The sequence below is a fragment of the Bradyrhizobium sp. HKCCYLRH3073 genome (genome assembly GCF_051167995.1).
GTDB lineage: Bacteria > Pseudomonadota > Alphaproteobacteria > Rhizobiales > Xanthobacteraceae > Bradyrhizobium.
The window spans coordinates 47,657-73,966 of sequence record NZ_JBNPUD010000003.1 but is presented as its reverse complement, the minus strand read 5'-3'; the positions used below and the strand labels follow the sequence as shown (position 1 = coordinate 73,966).

Here is a 26,310-nt window from a genome sequence, read left to right as displayed (position 1 = left end):
TCCTCAATGCCGCTATACGCGACGCTCTACGACGTTTTGACCGCGGCCAGCGCATCCTTGGCGGCCGCAATGTCCGCCGGTCCGCCGACGGCGACACCGACTGCACCATCCGCGATCCGCTTGACCAGGCCGCTGAGCACCTTGCCCGCGCCGATCTCCAGGAAGCGCGTCACGCCCTGGCTCGCCATGTAGGCGATCGATTCGCGCCAGCGCACCGTACCCGTGACCTGCTCGACCAGGCGACGGCGAATCTCGTCGGGATCACTGATCGGGGCCGCGAGCACGTTCGAGACCAGCGGCGAGGCCGGCGCCTTGATGGTGACCTTGGACAGCGCCTCCGCCATGACGTCGGCCGCCGGCTGCATCAGCTTGCAGTGGAACGGCGCGGAGACCGGCAGCAGCATGGCGCGCTTGGCGCCCTTGGCGCGTGCGATCTCGACGGCGCGATCGACGGCAGTCTTGTTGCCGGACACCACCACTTGGCCGCCGCCATTGTCGTTGGCGGCCTGGCAGACCTCGCCCTGAGCCGCCTCTTCGGCGACCGCCACGGCCGCCTCGTAATCCATCCCGAGCAGCGCGGCCATGGCGCCGACGCCCACCGGAACGGCCTTCTGCATGGCGAGCCCGCGCGTCCGCAGCAGGCGGGCGGTGTCGGCGATGGTCAGGCTGCCGGCGGCCGCCAGCGCCGAATACTCGCCCAGCGAGTGCCCCGCGACGAAGGCCGCGTCGCGCGCGACCGAGACCCCTGCCTCGGCCTCCAGAACCCGCAAGGTCGCCATCGATACCGCCATCAGGGCGGGCTGGGCGTTCTCGGTCAGTTGCAGGGTTTCGGCCGGGCCTTCCCAGATAATGGCGGTCAGCTTCTCGCCGAGGGCGGCGTCGACCTCATCGAACACGGCGCGGGCTACCGGGAAGGCGTCCGCGAGCGCCTTGCCCATGCCGACGGCCTGGGACCCCTGCCCCGGAAAAGTGAATGCTGCCGTCATGGCCGCCCCCTGAACGTTCCAAAATCCCTGGAATTGAGTAACTTTGGCCGGAAAGACACTGGCAAAGGCCGGGATGTCAAGCGCATGACCGGCTCAATTCGACCACTTTCCCTTGCCTTGGCGCCGAAAATCGGTATAAGGCCCGCCATCCGTGGATCCCGAGCCGGGAGCTGAACGGACGGTCCCAGCAAATTCACCTTGCTCAACCTTGGGGATGTACCCTCTCCAAGCTGTCCAGGCGACTTTGATGTGGCAGGGCCAGTCGGCCCGTCGTCCCGTGTTCCCGCCTTCTGAGCTGACGTCTGCGAGTCCTTTCCACAAGGTCTCGAAGGGCTTGACGCCGGGATTTGCGCCAACTTGGAAAGGACAGCCATGCCGCTTTACGAGCATGTATTCCTCGCGCGTCAGGACGCGAGCACCCAGCAGGTGGAAGAACTGACGGCTCAGATGACCGGTATCGTCGAGGGTCTCGGCGGTAAGGTCACGAAGACCGAGAATTGGGGCGTTCGCTCCCTCACCTACCGCATGAACAAGAATCGCAAGGCGCACTTCGTGCTGCTCAACATCGACGCGCCGTCCGCGGCGATCGCCGAGATCGAGCGCCAGGAGCGGATCAGCGAGGACGTGATCCGCTACCTCAGCGTCCGCGTCGAGGAGCTCGAGGAAGGCCCGTCGGCGATGATGCGCAAGGCCGATCGCGACCGTGAGCGCGACGACCGCGGCGGCGGCTTCCGTGGTGAGCGCGATGGCGGCGGCTTCCGTGGCGATCGCGGAGACCGTGGCGATCGTGGCCCGCGCCGGCCCCGTGACGAAGAAACGACGGACGAGGAGTAAGATCAATGGCTGAAGCCCCCGCACGTCGCCCGTTCTTCCGCCGCCGCAAGACCTGCCCGTTCTCCGGGCCGAACGCGCCGAAGATCGATTACAAGGACTCCAAGCTGCTGATGCGCTACGTGTCCGAGCGCGGCAAGATCGTGCCTAGCCGCATCACCGCCGTGTCCGCCAAGAAGCAGCGCGAGCTCGCGCGCGCCATCAAGCGCGCCCGCTTCCTCGGCCTGCTGCCCTACGTCATCCGCTGATTGCGGACCTCGGACCGGCGGCCCCGCGCCGCCGGCTCCTTCCGTTGAATTCTCATAAGGCTTCCGGGTCGTCCGGTCGCCGATGGTTGGGGCGAAGGCGCCTCTAACCGCTCGAAGGGAGCGGGACAGCTGATGATCGGAACGCTTCTCATCGCGCTCGCAGCAGGCGCTGCCTCCGCCGTCATGTTCGCCTCGACGGCGGCGGGCGTAATGACGGCGCTCGTGCTTGCGCTGCTCGCGCCCGTGCCGCTGCTGGTCGCCGCAATCGCCTGGGGCCGGCTTTGCGCTGTCATCGGCGGTCTTGTGGCAACCGCTTGCGTGCTGGCCATCTTCGGCTTCGATCGCGCGCTCGCCTTTGCAGTCTCTGTGACGCTGCCGGCCTGGTGGCTCGGCCACCTCGTCCTGCTCGGCCGGCCGACGACCAGCCCATCCGGCCAGGATGGCATCGAATGGTATCCGCCCGGCAACATCCTGCTGTGGATCGCGGTGATCGCCGCGCTGATTGCCGCATTCTCCTTCGGCACCGACATGACGGCCACCAATCAGGGTCTCAGGCGGCTGCTGTCGCGCGTGCTCGGCAATACCGTCGCGTCGACCGACGCGGTCGACATTCCCCAGCTGGTCGAGCTCCTGGTCTTCATGGCGCCGCCCATGGCCGCGGTGATCATGACCACGATCCTGTCGCTCAACGTCCTGGCGGCTGCAAAGATCACGGCGATCTCCGGCCGGCTGATGCGCCCATGGCCACGCCTGCGCGACACCAAGCTGCCGCTGATGACGCTGCCGGCGCTGTTTGCGATCATCGCCTTCTGCTTCCCGGGCGGGCTGATCGGCATGCTCGCGCGAATCGCCGCCGCAGCGCTGCTGACCGCCTATGCGCTCACCGGCTTCGCGGTCCTGCATACGCTGACCCTGCCGCTGCGCACCCGGCCGCTCTGGCTCGGCCTCGCCTACGCGCTGATGCTGACCTTCATCTGGCCGATCCCGATGCTGGCGATGATCGTCCTCGGCCTCGCCGACGCCGCCTTCGACCTCCGCCACCGCTTCGGCCCGCGGCAGCCGCCGCCGTTGCCGGTGCCGTAGAAGCTTCACCTCAACCAACCGCTTCGAACATCTTAAAGGAGAACATCGATGGAAGTCATTCTGCTGGAACGTGTCGCCAAGCTCGGCCAGATGGGCGAGATCGTGAAGGTCAAGGACGGGTTCGCCCGCAACTTCCTGCTCAAGCGCAAGAAGGCGCTGCGGGCCACCGCCGAGAACAAGGCCAAGTATGAGGGCATGAAGGCCGAGCTCGAGGCCAACAACATCAAGGCCAAGGGCGAGGCGTCCAAGGTCGCCGAGAAGATCGACGGCCGCGACATCGTCATCATCCGCCAGGCCTCCGAATCCGGCCAGCTGTTCGGCTCGGTCTCGGTGCGCGACATCGTCGCCGCCCTCGCCGCCGACGGCATCACCGTCAGCCGGCCGCAGGTCTGGCTCGACGCCCCGATCAAGACGATCGGCAAGCAGACGATCACCATCGCGATCCATCCGGAGGTCGAGACCTCGGTGACCGTGACGGTCGCCCGCAGCGCCGACGAGGCCGAGCGCATCAAGCGCGGCGAGGACATCTCGACCCGCCAGGAGGACCGCGACGCCGCCGCCGAAGCGATCGCCGCCGCCGGCGAGTTCTTCGATCCGGAGGCCCAGGACGAGGGCGCTGCCGGCGAGCCTGCGCAGCAGTAAGCGCGCCAGCCCATCTGCGGAAAAGCCCGGCTCAACGAGCCGGGCTTTTTCATTGCCGTCTCACCGCGAGGGCGAGGACGGAACCGAGGGATCCGACGGCACCGACTGGGTCGTGGCCGGCGCCGGCGTCACCGGCGGGACCGGATCGGCGCGCAGCGCCGGGGCGGCGTCGCTCGATCTTGCCGGCTCAACCCGCGGCGGCTCGGAGCCGGCGGCGCTGTCCTCGCGCGACGGTGACGGCTGGGTCGCACCGGTCGGCTCGCTGCGCGTCTCATCCGCGGCCGCGCCCTCCTGGGCCGGCTTCTTGCGCTTGCCGAGCCGGCCCTTCTTTGCGGGCGCACTGCCCTCGCCGTCGGCCGGTGCAGCCGCGGGCTCCGCTGCCGCATCGGGCTTGGCCTCGGCCGGCGCGGAGCGCCTGGAATGATGACCCCGACGGCGCGGCTCGGCCGCATCGTCAGCGGTGGCCGGCTTCGCCTCGGACGGCTCGGTGGTGGCCGACCGGGCGCGACGCTCGGACCGCGTCTCCTTGCCGGAATGGCCCGTGGATCGCGCATCAGCGGCGCCGTTCGCAATCAGGTAATTGGCGAGCACGCCGGCCATCTCGGGGCTCGTCGTGTAATGCTGGCGCAGAAACCCGGGCAGCGAGCCGGCCGAGGTGTTCTTGGCCAGACCGCGCGGCGACTTGTGGCAGACCACGCAGGTCCCGTTGAAGATCTGCGCAGGACTCTTGCCCGCATCGAGATTTTCCTGCGCAACGGCGGCCCCCGCAAAGCCCATGCAGAACACCGCCACCACCGCCGCCAAATTGAGCGCTCGGCCCACCATTCTCATTCTCCAGCTATGGTTTCGCCCACACGGCGCCGCCCCGCGCGACATCCGCTGCCGTGTTTCCTCTCGCTATCAGCCGAACGTGACAGCGGACATTGCGGTCGCTCCACGCCGTCGACGGCGATCCCTTCAGACCTCGTCCGGCGGTCAGATGCCGGACACCGGCCAAAAGGCCGGCGGCCGCGGCCTTTTTAACGGATTGCGGAGCGAATGAAAGCGCACAGATGTTCCTGCGCCGAGATGTCCATCGATCAATGACAATGACAGTTCTGAATATCGGCTTTGTGTTCATGGCAGTGGCATCGGCGTGTGCCCGCTGGGTAACATAACAACGTGATGATTGGGAACCAATCGGTTCTCAACGCGTCGAGTGCGACGGCCGGGAAAGTCAGCAACTCACGGGAATAGCTCGTTGGGTGGTGTGGATGGACCGTTTGCTGCGAAGTCTGTTGAGTGGCTTCATTTGCCGTGGGTCGATCAGCTTTACGACGGCCAGCGGCACGTCGTTCAGCTGCGGGGATGGAACCGGTGTCCCCGTGGCGGCACGATTTCTGACTCGTGAAGCCGAGCGCCGGATTCTGGCCAATCCCGAGCTCGCGCTCGGCGAGGTCTATATGGACGGCTCGTTCGTCGTCGAACGAGGATCGATCGCGGATCTGCTGTCGATCGTGATGAGCCAGCCGGCCGCGGTGCCCGACTGGGCCAAGACGCAATGGTGGCTGCGCTACCTCGTCCGGCACCTGCACCAGCTCAACATCCGGGCACGCGCGCGCCGCAACGTCGCCCATCATTACGATCTCGACGGGCGGCTGTATTCGCTGTTCCTCGATGCCGACCGGCAATATTCCTGCGCCTATTTCGAGACGCCGGATGCGACGCTGGACGATGCCCAGCTCGCCAAGAAACGTCATCTGGCGGCCAAGCTGCTGATCCGCCGCCGCCATCGCATCCTCGACATCGGCTGCGGCTGGGGCGGGCTCGGACTCTACCTGGCTGAGATGTGTGATGCCGACGTCACCGGCGTGACCTTGTCGGCCGAGCAGTTGCAGGTCGCCGAGGCCCGCGCGGCCGAACGGCACCTGTCCCATGCCGCCCGCTTCCTGCTGCAGGATTACCGCGACGTGCCAGGTACGTTCGAGCGCATCGTCTCGGTCGGCATGTTCGAGCATGTCGGGGTCGCCTTCTACGACACCTTCTTTCGCCGCTGCGCCGAGCTGCTCGCGGACGACGGCGTCATGCTGCTGCATTCGATCGGACGCTCCGAGGGCCCTGATGCGACCAACCCCTGGATCGCCAAATACATCTTCCCCGGCGGCTACGTCCCAGCCCTCTCGGAGGTTCTGCCGGCGATCGAGCGCGCCGGGCTCCTCGTCTGCGACATCGAGATCCTGCGCCTGCACTACGCGGAGACCCTGAAGGCGTGGCGCGAACGCTTCATGGCCCGGCGCGACGAGGCCGTGCAGCTCTATGACGAGCGCTTCGCGCGGATGTGGGAGTTCTACCTGGCGGCCGCGGAAATGGGGTTCCGCAAGCAGAACCTGATGAATGTCCAGATCCAGCTGACGAAGCGCCAGGGCGTCGTGCCGATGACGCGTGACTACGTCCACCGCGAGGAGACGCGGCTGCGGGCGCGCGAGCGCGGCAGCCGCCCGGCGCTGCAGATGGCGGGTGAGTAGCGCGCGCGGCCCGTGACGAAGGCGGAAGGCGGCGTCAGTGCAATGGTCCTGCAGAGACGGACGCCCGGATTCGCGCGGCCGCGCCGCGGGCCCGACTTCAATCTTGAGATGCGTAGATAACGGATCGCGTCCCAAGCGTGAGATCATGCCCATCCGACTCAAATTTTCAAACAAATCGTGCGGTCTGTGAACTGGCTCACAGACCCCGGGTAAGCCCGGCCGTATTGTCCCGGCGTGTCCCAGAGCCCCGCCAGAGCCATGTTGGAACCCCAGACCGACTTCAGCACCGACTACGCGCTGATCGCCGCGGGCGTAGGGGCATCCCTGATCGCCCTCCTCTATCTGCTGCTGGTCTGACGCCGGGCGCGGATCCACGCGCGGCCCTCGCACGCCCTGCCGTACCGACTCTCGTTCCCGCCTCGCGGACATGTCGAACGATCGCGCCGGTTGAGTGCACCGGCATGTCGCTCGCGCTCGCGCGGCCTTGAGTCCTGTCGGTTCCGTCAAGCACGGCATCTGGCGAGTCCGGATTCATCCACCAGATTTACCAGACGGTGAATTGCGCTCAGCTTTCGCTTCCGCTTCGCGCGCGACTGGCGCTTTATCCCCTCCCCTTCAAAGCTGCTAAACACGCGGTCATGGCACTCACCGATTCGAACGTTCACAAGCTGGCGCCGGCTGACGCAGCGACGCCGGCCTATCGCAGCGCTCCTCACAACATCGAGGCGGAACAGGGTCTGCTCGGCGCGATCCTGGTCAACAACGACGCGTTCTATCGCGTGTCTGACTTCCTGGAGCCGAAGCATTTCTTCGAGCCGCTGCATCAGACGATCTTCGAGACCGCGTCGAGCCTGATCCGCATGGGCAAGATCGCGACGCCCGTGACCTTGAAGACATTCCTGCCGGCCGACGTTGACATCGGCGGCATGACGGTCGGGCAATATCTGGCGCGGCTCGCGGCCGAGGCGACCACGATCATCAACGCCCAGGACTATGGCCGCACCATCTACGACCTGTCGTTGCGCCGCGACCTGATCGGCATCGGCGAGGACATGGTCAACGTCGCCTATGACGCGCCGGTCGACTTCGCGCCGCGCAACCAGATCGAGGACGCCGAGCGAAGGCTGTACGAGCTCGCCGAGTCCGGCCGCTATGACGGTGGCTTCCAGAAATTCTCGCAGGCGCTGACGACCGCGCTCGACATGGCCGCCAAGGCGTTTCAGCGCGACGGCAAGCTGTCCGGCATCTCCACCGGCCTGCGCGATCTCGACGCCAAGATGGGCGGCCTGCAGCATTCGGACTTGATCATCCTCGCCGGCCGTCCCGGCATGGGCAAGACCTCGCTCGCGACCAACATCGCCTATAACGTCGCCCAGGCCTATGTTCCCGAATTGCAGCCCGACGGCACCTATCGCGCCGCCCAGGGCGGCGTCGTCGGGTTCTTCTCGTGCGAAATGAGCGGCGAGCAGCTCGCCACCCGTATCATCGCCGAGCGCTCCGGCATTCCCTCGAGCCACATCCGCCGCGGCGGCATTACCGAGGCCGATTTCGAGAAGCTGCGCGAGTGCTCGATCGAGCTGCAGTCGCTGCCGTTCTATGTCGACGAAACCGGCGGCATCTCGATCGCGCAGGTGATGGCGCGCGCCCGCCGCCTCAAGCGCCAGAAGGGCCTCGACCTCCTGGTGATCGACTACATCCAGCTGCTGTCGGGCTCGGGCAAGCGCGGCAACGACAACCGCGTCCAGGAAATCACCGAGATCACCACCAGCCTGAAGGCGCTGGCCAAGGAGCTCAGCGTTCCCATCATCGCGCTGTCGCAGCTGTCGCGCCAGGTCGAGAACCGCGAGGACAAGCGGCCGCAACTGTCGGACCTGCGTGAATCCGGCTCGATCGAGCAGGACGCCGACGTGGTGCTGTTTGTGTATCGCGGCGAGTACTACCTCGCCGCCAAGGAGCCGCGCCCCGGCACCGAGGAGCACCAGAAGTGGCAGATGGAAATGGATCTGGCGCTCGGCAAGGCCGAGGTGATCATCGGCAAGCAGCGTCACGGCCCGACCGGCACGGTCGAGCTGCACTTCGACGCCTCGGTCACCCGGTTCGGCGATCTCGCGCATGACGGTCTGCCGCCGCAGCATCACGACTATTGACCTGACGCGGTTGAACCGTGACGCCGTGGCGCGTAAAAGCGCCCCATGAGTGTTCCCGAACAGAAACCCGCCGAACAGCCTGTCTCGGCGGTCGATGACGCTGTCCCGGCCAGCGCCACCGGCGTGCTGACCATCGATCTCGACGCGCTCGCCGCCAATTGGCGCAAGCTGGAAAAGACCGCGGTGCCGGCCGAATGCGCCGGCGTGATCAAGGCCGACGCCTATGGCTGCGGCATTCCCCAGGTGGCGCGCACGCTCGCCGCCGCCGGCTGCAAGACCTTCTTCGTCGCCACGCTCGCCGAGGCCAGGGTCGCCCGCGCCGCCCTGCCCGACTCGGCCGCGCTCTACGTGCTCGACGGCTTCTTCCAGAACACCGGCGACGACTACGCCGCGATCAACTGCCGGCCTGTCATCGGCGATCTCAACGAGCTCGCCGAATGGGACATGTTCTGCCGCCGCACCGGCTGGAAGGGCGGCGCGGCCATCCATGTCGACACCGGCATGAACCGGCTCGGCCTCAGCCTGATCGATGCGCAGAGCATGATCCCGCGCATCCAGAGCGGCGACCATGGCATCACCTTGGTGATGAGCCATCTCGCCTCCGCCGAGCAGATCAACAGCCCGTCGAACGCGCGCCAGCTCGCGGCGTTCCGCGAGGTCGCCGGCGTCTTCACCGGCGTACCCGCCGCGCTTGCCGCCTCCTCCGGCATCTTCCTCGGCGCCTCTTTCCAGTTCGACATGGTGCGCCCCGGCGCGGCACTCTATGGCGTCAACCCGACGCCGGAGGCCGACAACCCGATGCAGCCGGTCGCCGAGATCAAGGCCCGCATTGTGCAGCTGCGCGACCTCGCGCGCGGCGACACGGTCGGCTATGGCGGCACCTGGAGCGCGCGCCGGCCGACCAAGCTTGCGATCCTCTCGGCCGGCTATGCCGACGGCTACTTCCGCGCTGCCTCTTCGAATGACGGCACCCGCGGCGCCGACGTCATCATCGCCGGCCAGCGCTGCCCGATCGCGGGGCGTATCTCGATGGACCTGATCGCGGTCGACGTGACCGACCTGCCGCCGAAGGCCGCCCGCCGCGGCCACTTCGCCACTTTGCTCGGCGAAGGCATCACCGTCGACGAGCTGGCGCATCATTTCGGCACCATTGGCTACGAGGTCCTGACCAATCTCGGCCGGCGCTATCATCGGATCTACAAGGGCGGTGCGGCGGCCGCGGAAAGCTGATCGTCGGACGCAGCAGCCACCGGATACAGTAGTAGGACGCACTGCTGCCTCCACGCCGTCATTGCGAGCGCAGCGAAGCAATCCAGGGTGGTGTGCGGGACTCTGGATTGCGTCGCTGCGCTCGCAATGACGGGCTGATGGATAACGCACGCAAAATTGCGATCGCGCGCGCTGATCCAGCTCGGGGCACTTGCAGCGGCGTCCTGACATGAGCTTTCGTTCTCGCGGCCTATAACGCCCGAGGCTTGCATCTCGATTTCACCCTCTTCAACAACGAGGGCGCAGGGAATGCCGGGTGCTGGCCGCAACCCATGGCCCGCCTGCGAAAAAAATGCAGGCGGCAGGAACCACAGGTCCAGCCGGTCAACCGGCATTCCCTGCGCGATGGCTTTACGCCTTATGCGTACTCTCCCCGGGGATCGGCTGTCTTGCCCCCGTGACCGGCGGATCATCACCGCCAGCGTAGCATCAGCGTCGAGATGCCAGGACCATACGTTTTCGACGTGCGCCTCGTGCCGTTCGTCCGCACGGCCAAGCCATGCTGCGACCCGAAGCGCCCACCACATCCCACCCCGCGTGTCATGACGATCGCGATACGCCCCTCGTGTCGAGGCGGGACGACAACATACAATCATGATTTTCTGATAAACGGAAGTCGAATATTTTTCGCGGGAGGACTGGACAGGATGAGTCGCGTTGAGATCGCAGGAATATTTCGTGCTTCGGCGCAGGCGGCTCGATTGTCTGCCTTAGGATCACGATGAAGATCGCCGCCTAACGGCTCAGGATCGTCGGCAACCTGTGGTTTTCGCCATTTCTTGCTAAAATTTCTTGTAACAATGTCCTGGACAAAAAAAGTGTTCTGTTTGCAATCTACACTTATGGCACCTCGTCTCCCGGGATTGCCAACGGTGGCGGCGCTCGTTTTGAGCGCCATGATAACTGTTTGGCTAGGCCTGTGGGGCCCGCTCTTCAGCATCAAGATTGATAGCTGGAATGACAGCACGGGTCTCGCGGGTTGGGCCCAAGCTTTGGTTGCGGGTATCGCCCTCTTGGTGGTCTACTACTCGGCAACGATACCGGCGCGCACCGAAGCAGCTGAACGTGCCGCGGAGAAGAAGTTGCGCGGCGATGGACTCGCACTTCTGCTGTTTGCAGACGTTCTTGTTCTTAAGGGTGAAATCGAGACAATTATCGAGCACGGCTCGATCTATGACGTTGCAGTTGAGGTGTCCGCCACACTTATGAGTAAGACAGATCAGCTGTATCTGTTGGAAGACGCGGGAGCTATTCTCCTTCAAGCGATTGGAATGATCAACGCTGTCGCTGCTCAAACTCGGAGATATCAGAAAGCTGCCACCATCGAGGGAGTGCCCATTCAAAGTAAAGCCGAGGCGGGCGTTCCGATCTGGGAAAACAATGTGCGGACGCTTCAACTCTGCCTTATGAATCTCGACGAGTTTATCGAATGTATACAGAGCCGACCTATTGGTTAATAGCCGCTTCATAGTCCGCCCTTCGCAGGCAAGGTCGAGCCGACGAGGGTTTGACTCGAGAGTTTAGTGACAGCGCGTAAAACTCCCCCTGCGCCAAAACGGCCTGAGTCCCGGCTCACGCTACGACGGAAAGCATTTCCCGAACGCCGCCATCAGGCGGACCGGCCCCTTCAGCTTCAGCGAGCGGGTGAGGATCAGTCGCGCCACCGAGATCTCCCTGGCGAGGAAGCGCAGCCAGGCCTTGCTATCGGCGATGATACGGAGATCGGCCTTGCCGATATGGCCGGGCTGTACGGTCAGGCGGCGGTCGCGGATGGTGACGGTGGCCTCGGCCGGCTCTGCGCCCGTGAAGGTGAAGTGATAGATCGCATCCAGGCCCTTGGACTTGCCCGGCTGGAAGGTAAGGCGCATGCCGTCTAGGAAGCCGCGGATCGAGGTCGCACGGACGCTCGCCCGCACGAAGCGGATCGTCTTGTGCTGAAAGCGCCGCGCGACGTAGTCGGCGGCGTCGCTGCCGGGCACGACATAGACCGGCTCGGTCCTGCGCGTCAGCGGCTCCAGCACGTCTGCGACGTGCTGCTTGCGGTCGGCGAGATAGGGGCCGATGACGTCGTGGCCGGCGGGGCAGACGGCGAGGCAATAGGCGGCGTTGTAGTTCGGCCCGTAGGACAGGCTCTGCCAGCGCGTCACCGTCTCGGCGTAGCTCACGCGGCTGCGGAGATCGTTGGCCGAGCGCGACTCGGCGATGTCCTCGACGAAGTTGACGAAGCCGCCCATGAATTGCTGATAATTGTGGGTGAGGCAGGCGGAGAAGTCGAAGGCTCCGTCGGGCTTGATCGCCCCGACCGGACAGGCGGCGACGCACAGCTTGCATTCGAGGCATGGATTGTGGTCGAGCGGAGCAGCGACCGCATCGACCTCGGCAGCGATCAACACCGTGCCGAGCAGGATGAAGCTGCCGAAGCGCGGATGGATGACGCTGCGATGGATACCCATGCGGCCGAGCCCGGCGGCCTCGGCGGCGCGCTTGTGCGACACGATCCAGCCGCGCTCCGGAAAACGGTCCATCTCCATCGGAAACGCCATCGCCGGATTGAGCGCGCGGATGCCGCGATCCTCCAGCACGCGGACGATGCCGCGCGCGACCTCGTCGATGTGGTCGCCCGAACGGTGAAATTCGAGATTGGCGACCGAGCGCGCCGGCGAGCGGACCGGCTCGCGATGCATCCGTCCGACCAGCACCAAGAGCGTGCGCGTCTTGGGAAAGGCTGCGAGAATATGCGGCCGATCCTCGGCAAGGCTGGGATCGTCGATCGAGGCAAGGCCGCAATCATCGGCGCCGCAGGTGCGCGCAAGATCGAGCAGTTCCGATGCCGAAAGCCGCGACGGCGGAGGCGATGGGACGGCGACGGGGGACGGCGTGTCGGTCATCATGGCAGCGCACTCCGGGCTTCGGGAAGGATCGGCTCACGCCGCCTGCGTCATGCCGGCCATCACGCGTGCCAGCATCGCGGCACGGGCCGAGCGCGGCAGCAGCATCAGGCTCGCCTCCAGGGCCTTGGCGAGGAAGCCGGGCCGCACCGTGGTGCGCCGTCCGAGCATGTTGAGCGTGCCGACGGCGACCTCGTCCGGTGTCTGGCCGCTGCGGATCGTCATGTGGGCGCGCTGCCCGAAGCCGCTCATCACCGGCCCCGGCGCCGAGGCCAGCACGTCGACGCCGAACGGCTTGAGCTCCGGCGCGAGACCTTCGGCGAGACTCTGCACGAAGGCCTTGGTTGCGGCGTAGTTGGCGGCCCGCGGGACGCCCTGGAAGGCGACGAGCGAGCTCATCAGCACGATGCCGCCGCGGCGGCGCGCGGCGAAGCGGCGCCCGAACAGATGCGTGAGCTGCGCCAGCGCGCGGCAATTGACGTCGATCATGTTCAGCTCGGCTGCGAGATCGCCGTCGACGAACGGCCCCGAAGTGCCGAAGCCGGCGGCCGCGACCAGCAGGCCGACATCGATATCAGCGGTCTCTTGCGCGATCCGGTCGACATCGTCCGGCACCGAGAGATCGGCTGTGATCACGACCGGGCGGATGGGCGTGCGCGGTTCGAGCTCGGCGGCGAGCGCCTCCAGCACGGCGCGGCGCCGCGCGACCAGTACGAGGCCGAAGCCGGCCTCCGCCAGCCGCATAGCCACCGCGCGGCCGATCCCATCGGAGGCGCCGGTCACGACCGCATAGGTGCCATAGGCCCGGCGGAGGCGCTCGGCCTCGGTCAGCGGACGCAGGGATGGGCTGGTCATGGTCAGCTCCTATTTAGATTTCGATCGAACTCTAATTGCAAAGATGTCGAACGACCGCTAAATTGTCAAGCGACACGAGACAGGTTCGATCACATGCGCAAGACCAGGGAACAAACCGCTGAGAGCAAAGCGAAAATCGTCGATACGGCGGCGCGCCTGCTGCGCGAGCGCGGAGTCGCGGGGGCCAGCATCGCTGACGTGATGGCCGCCGCCGGCATGACGCAGGGCGGCTTCTACCGGCACTTCGCGTCGAAGAACGACATGCTCGCTGCCGCCACGCGGCACGCCTTCGCCGCGATGGCCGGCGGCATCGACCGCGACATGGACACAGGCGGCGCCGAAGCGGCGCTCGCCGCCTACGTGGCGCGCTACCTGTCGCGCGAGCACATCGCCCATCCCGGGATGGGCTGTCCCGCGGCGGGCTTCGGTGCCGACGCCGGGCGGATGCCGGACGTGCTCGGCACGGAATTCACCGTCGGCGCCGAGCAGTTGATCACGCGCGTTGCAGCCGGCCTGATTGCGCGCGGCGTTGCAGAGCATGACGCGCGCGCGGAAGCGATCCGCACACTGACGATGCTGATCGGTACTGTCGTCATGGCCCGCGCCCTCGGCGCCTCGCCGCTACAGGACGAAGTCATCGCGGCCGCGACGGCGGCGCTTGCAACGGATTGAACTCGACTGCGCAACTCCGGTGACAAGCATGAAATTTGAGACGATCCGCTCCAGGCAATCCTTCAACTCCGAGAGCTCGGCTTGAAGTAGTCCGGCTGGCCGATGTCGGCGATCAGGCCGATGCCCTCGGGCGTCCAGCCCAGGCGCTGCTGTGTCAGGGTGCTGGAGGCCGGCATGTCCAGGCCCGCGAACATCGCCAGCGGCCCGTAGTAGTCACCAGCCTCCTCCTTTCTGATCGAGACGACCGGCACGTTCAGCGCGCGGCCGACCGCCTCGATGACCTCGCGCATGGGGACGCCCTCCTCGCCGACGGCGTGGTAGATCGCGTCGGCCGTACCTTTCTCCAGGGCGAGCCGGTAGAGGCGGACGACATCCGATCGATGCGCCGCGGCCCAGCGCTCGGCGCCCGCGCCGACATAGGCGGCGCGGCCCTTCTGCCGTGCGAGCTCGACCAGATAGGAAATCAGCCCGGCTTTTCCTGGTGCGCCGTGCACCTGCGGCAGGCGGATCACCATCGCGCGCACGCCACGCGACGCATAGGCGAGACCCGTCTGCTCGGACACGCGCGGGACATGCGCGCTGGACTCGCGCCGCATGTCTTCGGTGACCACCACATTGGCCGCCACGAGCCCCGTTCCGGAGGTGACGATGAACGGCTTGTTCGAGCCCACCAGCACCTCGCCCATGGCTTCGATGGCAGCCTTGTCGATCGCACCGTTCTCCGCGAACTTCGCGAAGTCATGGATGAAGGCCAGATGGATCACGCCGTCGGCGTCCTTCGCGCCGCGCTTGAGGCTGTCGAGGTCCTGCAGCGATCCGCGATGAACCTGCGCGCCCAGTTGCTCGAGCGTGCGGACGTTCTCTTCGGAGCGCGCGAGGCCGATGACCTGATGCCCGGCAGCGATCAGCTCTTTGGTGGTTTCGGAGCCGATGAAGCCGGCGGCGCCGGTGACGAAGACACGCATGAGACACACTCCCTGTTCAGATCGCCGGGATATTGCTACGCTGCTCATGCGGGTAAAGTCGTGACATTATACGGGTATAATCGCTAACAGGATGACGGACAGCAACTCGCTCGGGACTTATCTCCGGGATCGCCGCGCCAAGCTCGATCCGACCGCGTTCGGCCTGCCGCTGCAGCGGCGGCGAACGCCGGGGCTGCGGCGCGAAGAGGTGGCGCAACGCGCCAATGTGAGCGCCACCTGGTACACCTGGCTGGAGCAAGGGCGCGGCGGCGCGCCCTCCGCCGACGTGCTGGACCGCATCGCGCGCGCCATGATGCTGACCGACGTCGAGCGCGAGCATCTGTTCCTGCTCGGTCTCGGCCGGCCGCCCGAAGCCCGCTATCACGCCATCGACGGCATCTCACCCCGCCTGCAACGCGTGCTCGACACGCTGGACTACAGCCCCGCCTTCGTTCGCACGGCGACATGGGACATCGTCGCCTGGAACAGGGCCGCCACGGTCGTTCTCACCGACTACAGCACCCTGCCCGAGGGCCAGCGCAACGTTCTGCGCATGATGTTCCACGACAGCCGCGTCCGCGCCGCACAGTCCAACTGGCAGGCCGTGGCGCGCTATGTGGTCGCGTCCTTCCGCGCCGACGTGGCGCGCGCCGGCGCGGCCCGCAATGTCCAATCGCTGGTCGACGAGCTCTGCGCGACCAGCCCGGACTTCGCGGCGATGTGGCGCGACAATGATGTGCAAGGGCGGCATGGCGATGGCGTGAAGGTCCTGCACCATCCCTTCGCCGGGCCGCTCTCGCTGGAATTCTCGGGCTTCGCCGTCGATGGCCGGCCCGACCTCACCATGGTGATCTACAATCCCGCGACGCCGGAGGATGCGGACAAGATCCGCGCGCTGGTGACGTCGCGACCTAAATAGACACGTGCGCCCTCTCGACTCGCGCCGCCGAGAAGCGCGTGGCTGCCTGATGGGCCGGGCTTTCATAGGCAGCCTTGGCTGCATCGATGCTGCAGCGTGAACCAAAAGGCGATTGCGAGCTTGGTCATCCGGACCATCCCCACCGCAACGGGCATCATGAAGATCGCGACCTTCAACATCAACAATGTCCGGCGGCGGCTCCCCAATCTGCTGCGCTGGCTGCGCGCCGCCAGGCCCGACATCGTCTGCCTGCAGGAGCTGAAATGCACCGAGGTCGATTTCCCCGTCGATGCGATCGCCAAGGCCGGCTATGGCGCGGTGTGGCAGGGGCAGAAGACCTGGAACGGGGTCGCGATCCTGGCGCGGAAGGCCGAGCCAGTGCTGACGCGCACCACCCTGCCCGGCGATCCCAGGGATCGCGACGCCCGCTACATCGAGGCCGCGGTGCGTGGCATCGTCGTCGGCTGTCTGTATCTGCCGAACGGCAATCCGCAGCCGGGGCCGAAATTCGACCACAAGCTCGCCTGGTTCAAGCGGCTGCACAGGCACGCGGCCAAGTTCATCAAGGACGACCTGCCGGTCGTGCTCGCCGGCGACTACAATGTGGCGCCTGATACGCTCGACATCTACCCGACAAAATCCTGGGACAAGGACGCGCTGATCCAGCCGAAGAGCCGCGCCGCCTTTCACGCGCTGGTCGATCAAGGCTGGTGCGACGCGATCCGCACGCTGCATCCGAATGCGCCGATGTTCACGTTCTGGGACTACAAGCGCAACCGCTGGCCGCGCGATGCCGGACTGCGGCTCGATCATCTGCTGCTGAGCCCGCAACTCGCGCCGCGCCTTGCCAAGGCCGGCGTCGACCGCGCCATCCGCGGCGAGGACGGCGCCAGCGATCACGCGCCGGCCTGGATCGTGCTGAGATAGTCCGAAGGTCGCGCGCGCCGGAGCCTCAGCCGCGGTCCGGCCAGGTCTGCTGCAGGTTGGTCGCGCGCTCCGGCAGGCCCTCGGTCAGCACCGCCATGCCGCCGCACACCGGCAGGTGCACGACGAGGCTCGCGGCGTCGGGCACGTTCGGGCGCGGCGTCACGTTCCACAGCATGATCTCCTGGCGCGTGCGCCGGATCTCCCTGAACTCGTAGCTGAAGGTCTCCGAGCCGCGCGGATATTCGCGCCAGAGCTGGCCTTCCTTGCGGAAGCTGCTCTGCGTGCCGTCATAGCGATCGGCATAGGACAGGCAGGCCGGTAGGTTCAACGCGTCGAGCACGGCCGCGCCGACGTTCGACGCCGCGGGAATGACGCTGTTCACCGCGCCGATCGCGGCGAACACGGTCGTGATCACGCCGGCGGCCATCGCGAGCCAGCCGGCCCGGGTCGCGGCCGGCCGCGCGGGCGCTTTCGCGGCTGATGTCTTGGATGCAAGACCCCGAGGGGACGTCAGATGGAGCTGGGCCATGACGCGTTCTCCGATGGTGCGGCGAGGATGGATGCCCCGCCGAGCTGCAATCATCGGAGATCAGTCTGGCCGATCGCGCTCCCGGCGAATGTGACGCCGATCACAACCTGGAATCATCACCGTGTGGCGTCACACCGAGAGCGTGACGGCGCGCCGTCAGTCCCGGCCCGCATCCATGATCGCTTGCGCGAGCCGGCCGGGATCGGAGAAGCACAGCTCATGGCTGCCGGGCACCTGGACCAGCCGGAACAGGCCGAGCTTGCCGGACAGGCGCGGATGCCATGGCAGGCTGTGCGGCAGCGCCGTGTCCTCGGTGCAGTTGATGTAGGATTTCGCGATGGCCATCTCGGCGGGATTGGTGCGCAGCGTGATCTTGTCGGTGAAGGTCTTGTTGGGATGCGGATTGAGCATCTCATAGGTGCGCGTCGCGGTGGCGAGATCGGCGTCGTTGATGAAGGCCTCGCGCCAGACCGGGAACGGCAGCACCACCGAGCCGTCGCCGCGCTCCGCCGCGACCGCGTCGAACAGCGCAACATAGTGCGGTGGCACCATGTCGTTGAGGCACTCGCCGTCGTTGGGCACGAACGCGTTCCAGTAGACCAGGCGGCGGATGCGCTGAGCGATGCGGTCGGCGACGCCGGTGATGACCATGCCGCCATAGGAGTGCCCCATCAGCACGGCGTCGGTGATGTCGTGCTGGGTGAAGTAGTCGCAGATCGAGGCGATCGCCTCGTCGAGTCCGATGGTCTTTGCGTCGCCGGGGCGGTTGCCGCGGATGGTCGGCAGATGGACCGTGTGGCCGGCGGAGCGGATAGGCGCGGCGACCGGCTCGAGCTCGGCGCCGGTATGCCAGGCGCCATGGACCAGGACGTAGGTTGACATGATCACGTTCCTTTGCACGATGGAAGGCGGTGCAAGGACTATGGGCCGGACCGCGCCCGCGGCGCTTGGCTGCAACTGAACCCGATTGGTCTCGGAGTGAACCGATGGGCGCCGAGCCGGAACGGCAGCGGAGCTGGAATACGGCAGCGGTGCGGCCGGAGGAGCAGTTCTCGTATTACCGCGAGGCGATCTGCCAGGCCTTCATGAATTTGACGCCGGAGCCGGCGCGCGGCATCGGCTTCGCCGCGGAGGTGCAGAGCATCAGCGTCGGGAGCGGCGCCATCAACCGCGTTAGCTTTCCCGAGCACATCGTCCGCCGCTCGCGCGCGGACATCGCCGCTTCCACCCAGCGCTGCTTCTATCTCAACCTCAAGCTCGCCGGCCGCTGCACCATCCTGCAGGACGAATGCGATGTCAGCCTGTCCACCGGCCAGGTCGGCATCTTCGACAGCGACCGCACCTTCGTGCTTCAGCACGATCGCGGGCCGTCGCTCGGCGTGATCTCGTTCCGCGTCCCAGCCGATGCGCTGTTCGGCCGCCTGCCGGCGGTGCCGGACATCGCGCCGACGCGGCTGTCCGACGACCCGTGCGTCGGCGCACTGATCGTGGAGACGGCGCGCTCCCTCAACGCCAACGCGCTGCGGCTCGCGCCGGACGATGCGTCGGCGCTGTTCGGCGTGCTGCTCGATCTGGTGGCGCTGAGCCTGGCGCGTCGCGGCCGCCGCGAGACGCATGCGACCACCTCGTTTGCCGATGCGACGACCTTGGCGCTGCGCCGCGCCATTCACGAGCGGGTGCGCGAGCCCGGCCTGACGGTGGCGACCATCGCATCTGTCGTCGGGATCAGCGAGCGCTATGTGCACAAGCTGCTGGCCCGCGCCGGCACCAGCTTTTCCGAGTTGGTGATGGAGCGCCGGCTCGATGGCGCAGCGCGCGATCTGCGCGATCCCGCCCGTGGCGGCCGCGACATCGGCCGTATCGCCTTCGACTGGGGCTTTTCGGATCTGTCGCACTTCACGCGCCGCTTCAAGCAGCGCTTCGGCATGCGTCCGCGCGACTGGCGCGCGGAGACCGCGCGTTACTCGGGCTGAGAGCCCCGCCGGCTCAGCGCGGACTCGGTTCGCGTGCTACGCCCCACAGCCAGATTGCCGCCAGCAGGACGAGCGAGCCGACGAACGCCGCGACGACATCGCGCAGCGAAATGACGATGCTGCCCATGCCTGGAAACAACCCGAACATGTTGAACAGGACACCGCCGATGAGGGCGCCGACGCACCCCAATCCGATGTTGGTGAGGAGCCCGAAACCTGCCCGGCGGCGCTTCACCAGGATTCCGGCAAGGCCGCCACCAATCAAGCCGACGACGAGCCAAGTCCCTGCATGTACCAGTGTGAACATTCTTCACTCCGTCGGTTTGCCGTCGCACTTCGGTAGGAGCATCACGGCCAGCAGCAAGATCATGAGAGCACGTTGCCGAGCGAAGCGGGACCGCCGGTTGCTCCACGGATGCAGCCAGATCAGGGGTCGCGCTCGCAGAGCCGCGCGAATCGCGCACTTGCAGGTTACATCGATTTCGTTGCCATGAGCTGAGCAGATCGGATGAGTTCGCGACCTGATCGCGAACTGCACGATGCGCAGGCCGGCGTCCCTCACAACGTGATGCGGCCCTGCTTGCTTCGAATGGCGATTCCGCTTCGAAGTCGCGGAGTTATTCCGAATTGACAATCATTCTAACCTATTCGTCTCGAACACGCGCAGCTCATGCGAACGCTTCGCACGCAATGGACTACGTAGTTCCCCCGAGTTCATACGATCCGCGGAATCGGGAATAGTGTCTTTCCCGCAGAGCGGGCACGTCTTTCTCGGATCGTCACCTCACGATCAGATCGAAATACTCGGACCGATTCCCGGAAATACGGAGGCGTATATGATCGACAGACGAATGCTCATCAAAGGCGCGGGAGCGGCGTTGGTCGCGTCCGAACTCGGTTTGCCGGCCGCGCGGGCCGAGTCCGCCGATCCGCTCTGCTACGCATCGGTCGCCGATCTCACCGCCATGTTCCGGGCCCGCAAGGCGTCGCCGGTCGATCTCCTGAAGGCGCAGATCAAGCGGATCGAAGCCTACAACACGAAGGTCAATTGCATCACCTACGAGCACTTCGACCAGGCGATGAAGGAGGCCAAGCAGTCCGAAGACCGTTATCGGCGCGGCAATCCGAGGCCGCTCGAAGGGATCACGGTGGCCATCAAGGACGAGTTCTCCAGGCCGGGCTGGCGGACGACGCAGGGCTCGCTCATCTACAAGGACTCGCCGCCGGCAACGGAGAACGCGGCCATCATCGACTCGCTCGAGGCGGCCGGCGCCGTGATGCCGTTCCAGACGACCGTGCCGGAATTCTATCTTTTCCTCGGCGCATCCACCCGCGCCTGGGGCACGACGCGCAATCCATGGAATCTCGAATATTCTCCGGGCGGGTCGTCGGCGGGGTCCGGCGCGGCGTTGGCCGCGGGCTTCACGACGCTCGCCCTCGGCTCCGACATGGGCGGCTCGATCCGAATTCCCGCCTCACAATGTGGCCTCTATGGCTTCAGGCCGCCGTTCGGACGCGTGGCCGGCGGGGAAATCCCGTTCTCGACCTCGGGCCCGATGGCGCGGCGCTTCGACGACCTCGTCCGCCTCCAGAACGCGATCGTCGGTCCGTCCGAGCGGGTGATGGCCGCGATGCGCCCTCGCCTCGACTATCCCACCCGTTATCCGCGCCTTTCCGGGTGGCGCATCGCCGTCGATTGGGGCGCCGGCATTGCGGAGGCCATCCCGTCCGTGAAGGCGGCGATGCTGGGAGGCATCGCGGCGCTGCGCGCCGCGGGTTGCACGGTGGACGAGGTCGATTGCGGCTTCACGAAGGCCCACAAGATGGTGTTCATCCGTGGGCTGATGTCGACGTCCATCGGCACCGCGATCGAGATCTCGAATGCGCATCGCGATCAGCTCTCGCCCTACATGACCGAAATGCTCGACCAGGTCGGCCCGGTCGGACCGCGCCAGGCCGAAGAAGCCGAAGAGCTGCTGCAGCGGCTGCACCGCCAGGTCCAGCAGCGCGTGTTCGGCAAGGGCTACCGCATCCTGCTCATGCCGACCATGGCAACCCCTCTTGTCGGGGCCGACATGTTCAAGAGCAAGGACAACAAGGTGGACCCGTGGGTGGGCACCGGCCTGAACTTGGCGCTGACGTGGCACTGGAACCTGCTCAACCGCTATCCCGTCGTCGAGGTCCCGCTCGGCTTGGTCGAGGACCGCATGCCCGCGGGCATGCAGGTGATCGGCCAGACCTACACCGATCTCGACACGTTCCAGTTCGCGTCCAACTGGTCCCGTCTCCGGCGCTCCCTGTTCGCGGGCGAGCGTTTCCCGACCTTCACCTGATGCAAGCGGGGCCATACGGTGCGGACGCGAGACAATGGCTGCCAGAGCAGCGCTTCGACAGCGAGGTCGACAAGGATTCCGAGAGCTTTTCGACGTGTGGTTCTGTCGCTCCTGATCGCGGCGCTCTGCCATGACTCCGGCGCCCTGGCACAGCAGGCCAGGGCGCCGTCGCTCGAAGATCTGGCCAAGGCGGCGCAGAACCCGATCGCGGACACGATCAGCGTCGGCCTCGAGAACATCGCGATGCCGAATACGGGCCCGTACCGGCAGACGGCCGACGTCTTCAAGATCGAGCCGGTCATCCCGTTCGAGCTCAATGCCGACTGGAATCTGGTGACGCGCACGACCATTCCCGGCATCGCCCAGGTGCGCTTCTCCCCTGAGCAGGGCCGGATCGGCGGGGTCGGCGACATCAACCAGATCTTCGCGCTCACCCCGTCGCATTCGGGCGCCCTCATCTGGGGTGTCGGCCCGACCTTTTCCTATCCGTCGGCGACCGATCCCGCCCTCGGTTCGGGAAAATGGAGCGCAGGTCCGACCCTCGTCGCGCTGACCATGCCGGGTCCGTGGGTGCTCGGGGTACTCGCCAACAACATCTGGTCGTTTGCCGGTCCGAGCGACCGCGCGCCGGTGAACCAGATGATGCTGCAGTACTTCGTGACCTACAACTTCTCCGACGGGTCCTACATCAGCTCGAGTCCCATCATCACGGCGAACTGGCTCGCGAAGGGCAATGATCGCTGGGTCGTCCCGATCGGCGTCGGCGTGGGCAAGCTCTTCATGGTCGACAAGCAGCCGATCAATGCCGAGGTGGGCGTCTACTACAACCTGCTGAAGCCGGACCAGGCATCGCATTGGCAGTTTCGGGCGAGTCTGGCTTTCCTGTTTCCAAAATGATTCTGCTCGGATCGAACGGCCGCTGTGGCCGTGAGTAGTGATCCGGTCTGCGATCCGGTCTGAAGGCATTCGATTTGAATTTTCGCCATCAGCAAACAGAACTTCGGTGTGCGTACGCACGTTCGCCTAGTTTGAGGCCGACTTGATCGCGGTCAATCCTGGAATGCGCGGAGAGACGTAGTTTCGCGTTCGATTGGTAGACGACGCAGCTCATGCGGAGCGCGGGCGTTCGGAGCAGGACAATGTGCATCGCATGCGGCTCAGCCCTCGGTTCGCTGTTTGCGGCGTCGAACAAGGAGGGCGGCGGACTGACCCGTCGCCGGATGGTTGCAACCACGGCTGCCGCCGCAGCATTCGCGGCCGCCGGGCCGGCTCAGGCTTTTGCCGCCTCCAGCCGCACGACCGTGTTTCGCGGCGGGCGCGTCTATACTGTGGAAGACTCGCAGCCCTGGGCGACGGCGGTCGTCGTCAAGGGAAACAAAATCGTCTATGTCGGCGACGACGCCGGAGCGATGAAGTTTGCCAGACGCGAGGCTGAGGTCATCGACCTCGATGGCCGTATGCTGATGCCGGGCTTCGTCGAAGCGCATTGGCATCTTTGCACGCTCGCATTTGCTCGCGGCGCCTGGGTCAACGAGGAAGATCCCGAGCGCATCTACGAGATCCTGCGCGATTACGCCAAGACGCGTTCCGACGAGAAGTTCATTCTCGGCTTCGGATGGATCGCGGGCGCGTTTCCGGCCTCGGGTCCGCGCAAGGAACCGCTGGACGCGATCTTCCCTGACCGGCCGGTCCTGCTCGTCAGTTGCGATCTGCACAGCTACTGGGTCAATTCCAAGCTGCTGGAGATGGCCGGCATCACGAAGGCCACCCCACGCGACGTCGTACCCGGCTCCTCCTGGTACGAAAAGGATCCCAATGGCGCGCCGACCGGCTTCATTTTGGAAGTGCCCGCGCTGTTCGCGGTGCTGAAGACGCTCGAAAAGCACGGCATCGAACCGTTCGGCCTCAAGTCGACCGCCGCCGCCATCGAGGAATGGCAGCCCAAGCTGGCGGCCGCCGGCATCACTACCTTCTTCGATGCCGGCTTCAGCGCCTGGCCGACCGAGCAGCATCACGGTTTCGACATGCTGGTCGACCTCGAGAGGCGCGGCAAGCTGCTGCAACGCGTGATCGGCTGCCTCTATCACAATGATCCCAACGTCGATCCGCTGCCGATCATTCGGGCGTACCGGAAGCGCTATCGCACTCCGCTGGTCAAGGCCGAGGTGCTCAAGCTGCTCGTCGACGGCACCGAGCTGACTCGCACCGCCTATCTGCTCGATCCCTATGCCGGAAGTCCGGATTGGCGCGGCGAACCGTTGCTGCCAGCGCCCGTGTTGAACCGAATCCTGCGCCAGGCACATGCAGAGGGAATCGACACGCATCTTCACACCGTCGGCGACGCCGCAGTACGCATGAGCCTGGATGGATACGAAGCCGCGTTCGGCAAGCATGGCCCGGGCAACCGCCGCCATACCATCTGCCACGCGTTCCTCACTGCGCCCTCGGACATTGCGCGCTTCAGAAAGCTCGGCGTGATCGCGAACACCCAGATCCAGTGGGGCGTGCCGGACACGAGCCAGCGTCGCATCCGCGAGCTCTACGGCGAGGAACGCTGGAGCCGCATGTACACCTTCAAGACGTTCATCGACCAAGGCGTCACGGTGTCGTTCGGAATGGATGCCCTGGCGACCGGCTCCAAGGTCGTCGTCAAGCCGCTCGAGGCGGTGCAGGCCGGCCATACGCGTCAGGAGCCCGGCAAGCCCGACGGCCTGGTCCATCCGCCCGCGACCGAACGCCTGAGCCTGCCGGAGCTCATTCGAGGCTACACGATCAACGGAGCCTATCAGATGCGCATGGAGGATAAGATCGGCTCCATCAAGGTCGGGAAGCTGGCCGATCTGATCGTGCTCGAGAAGAACCTGTTCGATGTCGGGCCACACGAGATCGGCAAGGTGAACGTTCAGCTGACGATGATGAACGGCCGGATCACACATCGCGACGGACTCTGAACGGGAATGATGACGGTGCGCGAGATGGCGAATGCGCGGACTGAACAAAGTCTTCCGCCGGCGGATTCGCCGACGTCGAAGCGCATTTGCTGGCTGATCCTCCTGACCGTCTCCGGCGCGCTGGCGCTCGTCGTCATCGACATGACTGTGCTCTATACGGCGCTGCCCAGCCTGACCCATGAGCTCGGAGCAACCGCCTCGGAGAAATTGTGGATCGTCATGGCCTACGGGCTCGTCGTCGCCGGCCTGCTTCCCGGCTTCGGCTCGCTCGGCGACCGCGTCGGGCACAAGAGGACATTCGTCGCCGGCCTCATCGTCTTCGGACTGGCCTCGGTCGTCGCCGCCTATTCGCCGACCGCCACGATCCTGGTTGGCGGACGCGTCCTGCTCGCGATCGGCGCCGCGCTGATGATGCCGGCGACGCTGTCGATCATTCGCATCACCTTCTCCGATGACCACGAACGGGCGCTCGCCATCGCGATCTGGGGAGCCGTTGCGTCCAGCGGGGCGGCGGTCGGCCCCTTGGTCGGCGGCGTCCTGCTGGAATATTTCTGGTGGGGCTCGGTCTTTCTGATCAACGTGCCGCTCGTCGTCCTGGCGCTGGCCGCCGGCCTGCTGCTGATTCCTGCGCCGCGAGATCGTGCTGAGCGCGATTGGGACCTCCTCGGTTCAGCGCAGGTGATGGCCGGACTGATCGGCTTCGCCTACGTCGTCGAGGAGCTCGGCAGTCGCCAGTCGTCCTATGTCGTCCTTGCCGGCACGGCTGTTGCGACGGCCATCATGTTGACGGTGTTCGTGCGCCGTCAATTGCGTCTCGAAGATCCCTTGCTCGACTTCACCCTGTTCCGAAACGTCGAGTTCACGCTCAGCGTGATCACCGCGATCGTGGCTTCACTTGCCATTGCTGGCACCGAGCTCGCGATCAGCCAGCGCCTGCAACTCGTCCTCGGCTACTCGCCGCTGCAGGCGGCATTGTACATCCTGCCGGCTCCGCTCGGCGCATTCATCGGCGGGCCGCTCGCAAGCCTCATGCTGCGTCGCGTGGGAGCCGCCACCACGATGTCCGGCGCGCTGTTGATCGCAGGCATCGGCGCGGCCGGCTACCTGCTCTGCTACAACGCCAGCCTCGTGCTGCAATTGATCTGCATCGCGATCAACGGGCTCGGGCTCGGCGCATCCATCGCGGCTGCCTCCAACGCCGTGATGAATCACGCGCCCGAAGGCCGCGAAGGCATGGCCGCCTCGATCGAGGAAGTGTCGTTCGAGCTCGGCGGCACCATCGGCATCAGCATTTTCGGAAGCATCCTGTCCGGGGTCTATACGGCCTTCATGGTTCTGCCCGGCGGCCTCGGCATTCCCTCCGCTGCGCGCGACAGCATCGACGAGGCGCTGATCGCTGCCGAGCGGCTGCCGACCGAGCTCGCTGCCATCGTCACCTCGCACGCTCACCATGCCTTCGATCAGGCGTTCCTGACGGTCGTCTGCGTGGCGATGCTCGTCCTGCTCGGCACCGCCTTCCTGGTCCGGCCCCGGGCAGAACGGACGACATCGACAGAGGCTCGTCAGCATGTCCATTAGACAGACGACG

General features: G+C 65.9%; 24 protein-coding genes. 16 read left to right on the top strand and 8 right to left on the bottom strand.

Annotated elements, in window-relative coordinates:
• Positions 1-26: 26 nt before the first annotated feature.
• Positions 27-986 carry an ACP S-malonyltransferase gene (fabD, locus tag ACQR1X_RS07985; RefSeq protein WP_434889235.1) on the bottom strand — a complete coding sequence of 320 codons (960 nt, stop codon included), beginning with the start codon at positions 984-986 and terminating at the stop codon, positions 27-29.
• Between the two features lie 372 nt (positions 987-1,358).
• On the opposite strand from fabD, the gene rpsF reads away from it, so the two are divergent.
• From rpsF to rplI, 4 genes are all read left to right on the top strand, one after another.
• Positions 1,359-1,820 carry a 30S ribosomal protein S6 gene (rpsF, locus tag ACQR1X_RS07980; RefSeq protein WP_315800302.1) on the top strand — a complete coding sequence of 154 codons (462 nt, stop codon included), beginning with the start codon at positions 1,359-1,361 and terminating at the stop codon, positions 1,818-1,820.
• Positions 1,821-1,825: 5 nt separating this feature from the next.
• A complete protein-coding gene (rpsR, locus tag ACQR1X_RS07975; RefSeq protein ID WP_008963441.1) occupies positions 1,826-2,065 on the top strand; it encodes a 30S ribosomal protein S18 in 240 nt (79 codons plus the stop codon).
• 132 nt (positions 2,066-2,197) lie between these two features.
• Positions 2,198-3,148, top strand: a complete 951-nt coding sequence (locus ACQR1X_RS07970) for a hypothetical protein (protein WP_434898629.1) — start codon at positions 2,198-2,200, stop codon at positions 3,146-3,148.
• 48 nt (positions 3,149-3,196) lie between these two features.
• Positions 3,197-3,790 carry a 50S ribosomal protein L9 gene (rplI, locus tag ACQR1X_RS07965; protein ID WP_315800304.1) on the top strand — a complete coding sequence of 198 codons (594 nt, stop codon included), beginning with the start codon at positions 3,197-3,199 and terminating at the stop codon, positions 3,788-3,790.
• Between the two features lie 60 nt (positions 3,791-3,850).
• On the opposite strand, the gene ACQR1X_RS07960 is transcribed toward rplI, so the two are convergent.
• A complete protein-coding gene (locus ACQR1X_RS07960; RefSeq protein WP_316180925.1) occupies positions 3,851-4,615 on the bottom strand; it encodes a hypothetical protein in 765 nt (254 codons plus the stop codon).
• A gap of 428 nt (positions 4,616-5,043) precedes the next feature.
• On the opposite strand from ACQR1X_RS07960, the gene ACQR1X_RS07955 reads away from it, so the two are divergent.
• From ACQR1X_RS07955 to ACQR1X_RS07940, 4 genes are all read left to right on the top strand, one after another.
• The gene (locus ACQR1X_RS07955) at positions 5,044-6,294 is read left to right on the top strand and encodes a cyclopropane-fatty-acyl-phospholipid synthase family protein (protein WP_315800306.1); all 1,251 of its coding nucleotides are present in this window, start codon (positions 5,044-5,046) and stop codon (positions 6,292-6,294) included.
• Between the two features lie 638 nt (positions 6,295-6,932).
• The gene (locus tag ACQR1X_RS07950) at positions 6,933-8,441 is read left to right on the top strand and encodes a replicative DNA helicase (RefSeq protein ID WP_434840004.1); all 1,509 of its coding nucleotides are present in this window, start codon (positions 6,933-6,935) and stop codon (positions 8,439-8,441) included.
• A gap of 45 nt (positions 8,442-8,486) precedes the next feature.
• A complete protein-coding gene (gene alr / locus ACQR1X_RS07945; protein ID WP_434898628.1) occupies positions 8,487-9,671 on the top strand; it encodes an alanine racemase in 1,185 nt (394 codons plus the stop codon).
• A 911-nt stretch (positions 9,672-10,582) separates the two neighbouring features.
• Complete coding sequence (locus ACQR1X_RS07940) at positions 10,583-11,167, top strand: hypothetical protein (RefSeq protein ID WP_434898627.1); 585 nt, start codon at positions 10,583-10,585, stop codon at positions 11,165-11,167.
• Positions 11,168-11,287: 120 nt separating this feature from the next.
• Here ACQR1X_RS07940 and ACQR1X_RS07935 read toward each other — a convergent pair whose 3' ends face one another.
• Together ACQR1X_RS07935 and ACQR1X_RS07930 are read right to left on the bottom strand one after the other, a co-directional pair.
• Positions 11,288-12,601 carry an SCP2 sterol-binding domain-containing protein gene (locus ACQR1X_RS07935; protein WP_434886008.1) on the bottom strand — a complete coding sequence of 438 codons (1,314 nt, stop codon included), beginning with the start codon at positions 12,599-12,601 and terminating at the stop codon, positions 11,288-11,290.
• 33 nt (positions 12,602-12,634) lie between these two features.
• On the bottom strand, positions 12,635-13,453 hold the full coding sequence (locus ACQR1X_RS07930; RefSeq protein ID WP_434848305.1) for an SDR family NAD(P)-dependent oxidoreductase: 819 nt from the start codon (positions 13,451-13,453) through the stop codon (positions 12,635-12,637).
• Between the two features lie 93 nt (positions 13,454-13,546).
• Here ACQR1X_RS07930 and ACQR1X_RS07925 point away from each other — a divergent pair, with 93 nt between their 5' ends.
• Positions 13,547-14,125, top strand: a complete 579-nt coding sequence (locus ACQR1X_RS07925; protein WP_315800311.1) for a TetR/AcrR family transcriptional regulator — start codon at positions 13,547-13,549, stop codon at positions 14,123-14,125.
• Positions 14,126-14,187: 62 nt separating this feature from the next.
• Here ACQR1X_RS07925 and ACQR1X_RS07920 read toward each other — a convergent pair whose 3' ends face one another.
• On the bottom strand, positions 14,188-15,090 hold the full coding sequence (locus tag ACQR1X_RS07920; protein ID WP_434898626.1) for an SDR family oxidoreductase: 903 nt from the start codon (positions 15,088-15,090) through the stop codon (positions 14,188-14,190).
• Between the two features lie 91 nt (positions 15,091-15,181).
• On the opposite strand from ACQR1X_RS07920, the gene ACQR1X_RS07915 reads away from it, so the two are divergent.
• Positions 15,182-16,009, top strand: coding sequence for a helix-turn-helix transcriptional regulator (locus ACQR1X_RS07915; RefSeq protein ID WP_434898625.1), 828 nt, complete (start codon positions 15,182-15,184; stop codon positions 16,007-16,009).
• Positions 16,010-16,165: 156 nt separating this feature from the next.
• On the top strand, positions 16,166-16,936 hold the full coding sequence (xth, locus tag ACQR1X_RS07910; protein WP_434898808.1) for an exodeoxyribonuclease III: 771 nt from the start codon (positions 16,166-16,168) through the stop codon (positions 16,934-16,936).
• Positions 16,937-16,961: 25 nt separating this feature from the next.
• Here xth and ACQR1X_RS07905 read toward each other — a convergent pair whose 3' ends face one another.
• Positions 16,962-17,465, bottom strand: a complete 504-nt coding sequence (locus ACQR1X_RS07905; protein WP_434872903.1) for a hypothetical protein — start codon at positions 17,463-17,465, stop codon at positions 16,962-16,964.
• A 156-nt stretch (positions 17,466-17,621) separates the two neighbouring features.
• The gene (locus tag ACQR1X_RS07900) at positions 17,622-18,347 is read right to left on the bottom strand and encodes an alpha/beta fold hydrolase (RefSeq protein WP_434898624.1); all 726 of its coding nucleotides are present in this window, start codon (positions 18,345-18,347) and stop codon (positions 17,622-17,624) included.
• A gap of 104 nt (positions 18,348-18,451) precedes the next feature.
• On the opposite strand from ACQR1X_RS07900, the gene ACQR1X_RS07895 reads away from it, so the two are divergent.
• The gene (locus ACQR1X_RS07895) at positions 18,452-19,438 is read left to right on the top strand and encodes a helix-turn-helix domain-containing protein (RefSeq protein WP_434898623.1); all 987 of its coding nucleotides are present in this window, start codon (positions 18,452-18,454) and stop codon (positions 19,436-19,438) included.
• A gap of 13 nt (positions 19,439-19,451) precedes the next feature.
• Here ACQR1X_RS07895 and ACQR1X_RS07890 read toward each other — a convergent pair whose 3' ends face one another.
• Entirely contained in the window at positions 19,452-19,745 is a 294-nt protein-coding gene (locus ACQR1X_RS07890) for a GlsB/YeaQ/YmgE family stress response membrane protein (protein WP_315800317.1), read from the bottom strand.
• 529 nt (positions 19,746-20,274) lie between these two features.
• Here ACQR1X_RS07890 and ACQR1X_RS07885 point away from each other — a divergent pair.
• The 4 genes from ACQR1X_RS07885 (at position 20,275) to ACQR1X_RS07870 (ending at position 26,300) form a co-directional block, all read left to right on the top strand.
• A complete protein-coding gene (locus ACQR1X_RS07885; RefSeq protein ID WP_434898622.1) occupies positions 20,275-21,771 on the top strand; it encodes an amidase in 1,497 nt (498 codons plus the stop codon).
• Between the two features lie 96 nt (positions 21,772-21,867).
• Positions 21,868-22,668, top strand: a complete 801-nt coding sequence (locus tag ACQR1X_RS07880) for a hypothetical protein (protein ID WP_434886003.1) — start codon at positions 21,868-21,870, stop codon at positions 22,666-22,668.
• A gap of 242 nt (positions 22,669-22,910) precedes the next feature.
• Positions 22,911-24,722 carry an amidohydrolase gene (locus tag ACQR1X_RS07875; RefSeq protein WP_434898621.1) on the top strand — a complete coding sequence of 604 codons (1,812 nt, stop codon included), beginning with the start codon at positions 22,911-22,913 and terminating at the stop codon, positions 24,720-24,722.
• A gap of 6 nt (positions 24,723-24,728) precedes the next feature.
• The gene (locus ACQR1X_RS07870; RefSeq protein WP_434898620.1) at positions 24,729-26,300 is read left to right on the top strand and encodes an MFS transporter; all 1,572 of its coding nucleotides are present in this window, start codon (positions 24,729-24,731) and stop codon (positions 26,298-26,300) included.
• Positions 26,301-26,310 lie beyond the last annotated feature (10 nt).